The organism is Micromonospora foliorum (assembly GCF_022229015.1).
Taxonomy (GTDB): domain Bacteria; phylum Actinomycetota; class Actinomycetes; order Mycobacteriales; family Micromonosporaceae; genus Micromonospora; species Micromonospora foliorum.
Genome location: NZ_JAKKFF010000453.1, coordinates 1 through 5,151 on the forward strand (window position 1 = coordinate 1; position 5,151 = coordinate 5,151).

Here is a 5,151-nt window from a genome sequence, read left to right on the forward strand (position 1 = left end):
CGGGGTGCGGGTGCTGGACGTGGCGCCGCCACCGCTGGCCCGACGGGGTGCGGCCGCCGCCCGCGCGCAGGTCCTCGCCGAGTTGGACGGTCGACCCGACCTGGCGGGGGAGCTGCGCCGCCGCCGGCTGATCCGGGCCGGCGAGTTGATCCGGATGGGTGTGCCGGTGCACACCGAGCCGGTGGCCGGTGACTGGCTGGCCGACCCCGCGTACTGGCGACGGCTCGGCGAGCGGCTGACTGAGGAGGTCGCCCGCCACGCGCGGGAGCACCCGTTGGAGCCCGGGATGCCGGTGGACGCCCTGCGTCAGCGCCTCGCCCTGCCCGACCGGGCGCTGGTCGAGGCGCTGGTCCGGCCGCCGCTGCGGATCCACGCCGGTCGGGTCGGGGCGGCGAGCGTCGACGCGCTGCCCGAACCGGTGGCCCGGGCCGTGCAGCGGGTCCGCGCCGAGTACGGCGACCGGCCGTTCCGCGCCCCCGAAGCGGACCGCCTCGTCGACCTTGGTCTGGGCCCCCGGGAGATCGGTGCGGCGGTGCGCGCCGGCGCGCTGCTGCGGCTGGCCGACAACGTGGTGCTGCTGCCGGACGCGCTCGACGACGCGGTCCGGGTGTTGGCCGGGCTGCCGCAGCCGTTCACCCTCTCCGCGGCCCGGCAGGCGTTGGACACCACCCGCCGGGTGGCGGTGCCCCTGCTGGAGCTGCTGGACCGGCGGGGCGCGACCCGGCGGCTGCCCGACGACGCCCGGATCGTCGTCACCTGAGCGCCACGGCCGTCGCTCAGAACGACGGTGGTGCCGGGCCAACCGGCCCCCGGCTCGGCGACGGTCACCTACGGTGACGCCATGGACCCTTCGGCGGTCTGGCGGGACCGGCAGCACCGGTGGCGGATCGAGGCGTACCGCGCGCCGGACCTGCGCTTCGCCATCTACGCCACCAACGGACCCACCGAGTCGGTGCCGCTGTGGCTGTTCGGGATGTCGGCGCTGGCCCGGTGGTTGATGACCCACGCCATCTCGCTGGACGACCTGGAGGTCGACTGAGCGGGGGCACGGTCGCAAACCGGGCCCGCGGTGCGCCCCGCTGCGGTTGAGTGACCTCAGGCGGCGAACGGGGTGAGCGATGGGCGGTCAGCTCGGGCAGTTGGCGTTGGTGGCCGTACTGGTGCTGGTCAACGCGGCGCTCTCCGGCAGTGAGATGGCGCTGGTGACCCTGCGCGAGGGGCAGTTGCGGCGGCTGGGCCGGCGTAGCCGCGCCGGCGACCGGTTGGTGGGGCTGTCCCGCGACCCGAACCGCTACCTGGCCACGATCCAGCTCGGCATCACCCTGGCGGGGTTCCTCGCCTCGGCGGCGGCCGCGGTGTCGTTGGCCGGTCCGCTGGTCGGCCCGTTGGGTTTCCTCGGCGGAGCGGCGCGTCCCGCCGCGGTGCTGCTGGTGACGGTGCTGCTGACGTTCGTCACGCTGGTGCTGGGGGAGTTGGCCCCGAAGCGGTTGGCCATGCAGCGGGCTGAACGCTGGGCGTTGCTGAGCGCCGGCCCGCTGGATCTGCTGGCCCGGGTGTCCCGGCCGGCGGTGTGGCTGCTCAGCCGGGCCACCGACGCGGTCGTGCGGCTCGCCGGTGGTGACCCGCGGGCCAACCGGGAGGAGATGACCGAGGAGGAGCTGCGGGAGATGCTGACCAGCCAGCGCGGCCTGTCGGCCCAGCAGCGGGAGATCCTGACCGGCGCGTTCGACATCGCCGGCCGGACGCTGCGGGAGATCCTGGTGGCCCGACGAGAGGTGACCACGCTACCGTCCGGCCTGGCCGCCGACGAGGGGGTCCGGCGGCTGGCCGCCGCCGGGCGGTCCCGCGCTCCGGTCACCGGCCCCGGTGGCCTGGACGAGGTGCTCGGTGTGGTGCACATCCGCGACCTGGTGCGGGCCGGCACCGCCCCGGTGGGCGAGCGGGTGCGGGCGCCGCTGCTGCTGCCGGTGACCCTGCCGGTCGCCGACGCGATGCGTCAGCTGCGGCAGGAGCACCAGCAACTGGCCCTGGTCGTCGACGAGCACGGGGGCATCGACGGCATCGTCACCATGGAGGATCTGCTGGCCGAGGTGGTCGGCGAGTTGTACGACGAGACCGACCGCGACGTGCGCGGTGTGGTGCGGGAGCCGGACGGGTCCCTGCTGGTGCCCGGTGACTTCCCGCTGCACGACCTGCCGGACCTGGGGGTGCGGCTGAGCTTTCCGTTGTCCCGGGACTACACGACGGTGGCGGGTCTGGTGCTGGCCCGGCTGCGGCACCTGCCGGACTCCCCGGGTGAGACGGTGCGCCTGCCCGGGCTGACCCTGCAGGTGGTGGAGGTCGCCGACCGGGCGGTGCGCCGGGTGCGGCTCTGCGGGTTCGTCACCGAGCGCTGACCGTTACGTCGGCAAGCGCGGGTCATCACCCATAAGAATGACAAAAGCCCCAAATCGAGGAGGTGGCGGATGCCGTCTGCCTACGGTGCCAGACGTGAAGGACCGAGGGTTGCGTACGTTCGTCACGGTGCTGGCCGGCCTGGCGGTGATCTACTTCGGCAGCGCCGGCCGCAGCCCCGAGGAGGGCCGTGGCATCTCCGGCGGGGTGGTGGTCCTGGCGTTGCTCGCCGCGTTGCTGGTGTGGCACCTGACCCGCCCGGGAGACAAGACGGTCAAGTGAGCGCCTCAGCGGGCGGCGACGCGGGTGACCTCACCGGCGGACTCCTCACCCAGCGCCACCCGTACCAGCGCTGAGGCGAGCCGACCGAAGTCCGGTTCGTCGACGAGACCGGCGAGCCGGTCCGGAGAGCCCGGCAGGCCCAGCCGCTTCGCCCCGGCCAGGGCCCGACGGTCGGCGTACGGGCGCACGTCCGACCAGACGGCCTGCGCCTCGCGCAGGTAGATGTCCGCGCCGGTGGGGCCGATGCCGGGGAACTCGGTGAGCCGTCGCCGCAGCCCGGCGGGGTCGCCCTGGGCCTCCCGGTGCAGGCGTCGCAGGTCACCGTGCCAGCGGTCCAGGCACAGCCGGGCGCCGGTGCCGAGCATGGTGGCGGTCCGCTCGTCGTAGCGGCGGTAGTGGCCCCGGCCCAGCGCGTCGACGCGCTCCTGCCAACTGGCCGCCTCCATGGCCTGGGGGGTGCGGTAGCCGGCCGCGAACAGCTCCCGGGCGGCGTCCACCGCCACGCACGCCCGGATCCGGGTGCTCAGCAGCGTGGTCAGCACCAGCAGCTGGTACAGCGGCCCGGGCCGGTCGGCGAGCCGGATGCCGGCCTCCTCGGCGTACGTGCGGCCACGCCGGTCGAGCAGGACCCGCACCACACTTCGATCATTACCCACGTTGGCGGGTTACCCACTTGAGGATCCGCTAGCCGTCGCGCCGGTTCCCGGGGCCGGAATGCCGCCGGGGCGGGCGGGTATGCCGACGGTGGAGGCGGTCGATGCCGCCCCCGTACCCGGAAGGGAGACACCCAGTGGTCAACCCGCAGCAGGAAGAGTTCCGGCGCAACGCCAAGGGCGCCACCAGCCAGGACAGCAAGGGGCCCAAGCCGACCGGACACCCGCTCAACCGTGGATCGTCGCGGGGCGACGAGGGTCGGCCGGTGCCCAAGGGGCAGGTGTCGCCGTACGGCCCGGCCGGTGAGCCGGTGGCCGAGGACGACAGCGACACCCGCTGATCAACGACCGCGACCCGGCGGCCGCCGCAACCTGTTCCAGGTTGCGGCGGCCGCCAACCCGTACGCGAGGTGCGGGATGATGTCGGAGATCCAGTCGGAGCGCCGCCAGGTACGCGGGTCGCTGATCCCCAGTGCGGTGATCGACCCGTCGGTCATGGTCATGACGCCCGCGCCGAGCAGGCCGGTGGCCATCGGCAACGGCTGACGCCGACCACCGGCGTACAGGGCGAACCCGACGCCCGCGGCGACGCCCAGCCCGTAACCGATCAGCGGGCCGAGGCCCGAGCGGCGGTTGGCCGCCCGGGCCCCGTTCCCCAGGTTCACGTGCGCGATCCCGGCCAGCCGGTCGACGGTCTCCTGGGGGACGTCGCTCTCCGGCCGTCCCCGTAGGGCCATGTCGAGATAGCTGACCACGTTCAGCGCGGTGCTGCCGACGGCACCCGCGATCGCGCCGTCGGCCACGTCGACAGTCCTCACTTCGGGTCGCCCGGTTCGCGCTCGCTCTTCGGGCCGTACGTCCGCTCACCGCGCACCACGCCTCGCTGGCCGCGATCCTCCTGGAGGATCCGGTTCGCGACCTGGTTGGCCTTGCCGTCGGGTACTCGGCGTCCGGAGTCGTCGATCGCGTTGCGCATCCGCGCCCGCTGCTTGTCGTACGCGTTACTGCCCGGCCGTGGTCCTGGCATGTGTGCCTCCTTCGTCGGTCTGGGCACCTGGTGCTGCCCACCGTCCGCTGGGCGTACCGCGGCCGTCTACCCGTCTGGGGGCGGCCCAACCCCGGGCCGGCTACTGGGGGGCGCGGACCACGACGACCGGGCACTGCGCGTGGTGCAGCATCGACTGGCTCACCGACCCCAGCAGCAACCCTGTCACCTCGCCGCGCCCGCGCCCACCGACCACCGCCAGTTGGGCGGAGCGGGACGCCTCGGCGAGCACACTGCCGGGTCGACCGTGGACCACCCGGCAGGTCAGCCGCAGACCCCGGTGGTCCTCGGTGAGCCCGGTCAGCCACCCGGCGAGCATCCGCTCCTGCTCGCCGCGCAGCTTCGCCTCGTCGTACACCAGGGGTTGCATGTCGCCGGGGCCGCTGCTGCCCGGGTGTCGGTAGGCGTGCACCGCCACCAGCGGCACGCCGAGCGACACGGCGGTCTCGGCGGCGACGTCCGCGGCCCGGCGGGAGGCGTCCGAGCCGTCCACCGCGACCAGCACCGGCTGGTCGGGTCGTCGCGTTCCGCGCGCGACCAGCACCGGGCAGTCGGCGTACGCGGCGACCTGCACCGCGACCGAGCCGACCAGCAGCGCGGAGAACCCACCCAGCCCGCGGTCGCCGAGCACGATGAGCGCGGCGGTGGGGGACTCGCCCACCAGCACCGCGGCCGCCTCACCGTCGATGATCTCGCCGGAGATCGACAACCCGGGCGTGGTCGCCTCGGCCTCGCGCACCGCGGCCTCGACCAGCTCCTCGGCGCGGTGGCGCAGCC

At 74.4% G+C, this 5,151-nt stretch carries 9 protein-coding genes; 5 read left to right on the top strand and 4 right to left on the bottom strand.

What is annotated here, in order from left to right:
* The 4 genes from PSH25_RS27570 to PSH25_RS27585 all read left to right on the top strand — a co-directional run.
* The coding region (locus PSH25_RS27570) for a SelB domain-containing protein (RefSeq protein ID WP_238661814.1) at positions 1 to 760 on the top strand (760 nt) is incomplete at its 5' end.
* A gap of 81 nt (positions 761 to 841) precedes the next feature.
* A complete protein-coding gene (locus PSH25_RS27575; protein WP_030327722.1) occupies positions 842 to 1,039 on the top strand; it encodes a hypothetical protein in 198 nt (65 codons plus the stop codon).
* Positions 1,040 to 1,118: 79 nt separating this feature from the next.
* The gene (locus PSH25_RS27580; protein ID WP_238661815.1) at positions 1,119 to 2,396 is read left to right on the top strand and encodes a hemolysin family protein; all 1,278 of its coding nucleotides are present in this window, start codon (positions 1,119 to 1,121) and stop codon (positions 2,394 to 2,396) included.
* A 94-nt stretch (positions 2,397 to 2,490) separates the two neighbouring features.
* Entirely contained in the window at positions 2,491 to 2,676 is a 186-nt protein-coding gene (locus PSH25_RS27585) for a hypothetical protein (RefSeq protein ID WP_036410487.1), read from the top strand.
* Positions 2,677 to 2,681: 5 nt separating this feature from the next.
* Here the strand turns inward: PSH25_RS27585 and PSH25_RS27590 are convergent, their stop codons facing one another.
* On the bottom strand, positions 2,682 to 3,332 hold the full coding sequence (locus tag PSH25_RS27590) for a hypothetical protein (RefSeq protein WP_238661816.1): 651 nt from the start codon (positions 3,330 to 3,332) through the stop codon (positions 2,682 to 2,684).
* A gap of 134 nt (positions 3,333 to 3,466) precedes the next feature.
* On the opposite strand from PSH25_RS27590, the gene PSH25_RS27595 reads away from it, so the two are divergent.
* A complete protein-coding gene (locus PSH25_RS27595; RefSeq protein ID WP_091397934.1) occupies positions 3,467 to 3,670 on the top strand; it encodes a hypothetical protein in 204 nt (67 codons plus the stop codon).
* Here the strand turns inward: PSH25_RS27595 and PSH25_RS27600 are convergent, their stop codons facing one another.
* From PSH25_RS27600 to PSH25_RS27610, 3 genes are all read right to left on the bottom strand, one after another.
* Positions 3,671 to 4,147 carry a hypothetical protein gene (locus tag PSH25_RS27600; RefSeq protein ID WP_238661817.1) on the bottom strand — a complete coding sequence of 159 codons (477 nt, stop codon included), beginning with the start codon at positions 4,145 to 4,147 and terminating at the stop codon, positions 3,671 to 3,673.
* Positions 4,144 to 4,356 (bottom strand): hypothetical protein, encoded by a 213-nt coding sequence (locus tag PSH25_RS27605; RefSeq protein WP_007460364.1) that lies wholly within the window; start codon positions 4,354 to 4,356, stop codon positions 4,144 to 4,146. The genes PSH25_RS27600 and PSH25_RS27605 overlap by 4 nt, the downstream gene beginning before the upstream one ends.
* Positions 4,357 to 4,456: 100 nt before the next feature.
* Positions 4,457 to 5,151: universal stress protein (locus PSH25_RS27610; protein ID WP_238661818.1), on the bottom strand; the 695-nt coding region annotated here is incomplete at its 5' end.

Coding starts and splice junctions, on each gene's coding strand:
- PSH25_RS27575 (WP_030327722.1), top strand. CDS start 842: ATGGACCCTTCGGCGGTCTGGCGGGACCGGCAGCACCGGTGGCGGATC.
- PSH25_RS27580 (WP_238661815.1), top strand. CDS start 1,119: ATGGGCGGTCAGCTCGGGCAGTTGGCGTTGGTGGCCGTACTGGTGCTG.
- PSH25_RS27605 (WP_007460364.1), bottom strand. CDS start 4,356: ATGCCAGGACCACGGCCGGGCAGTAACGCGTACGACAAGCAGCGGGCG.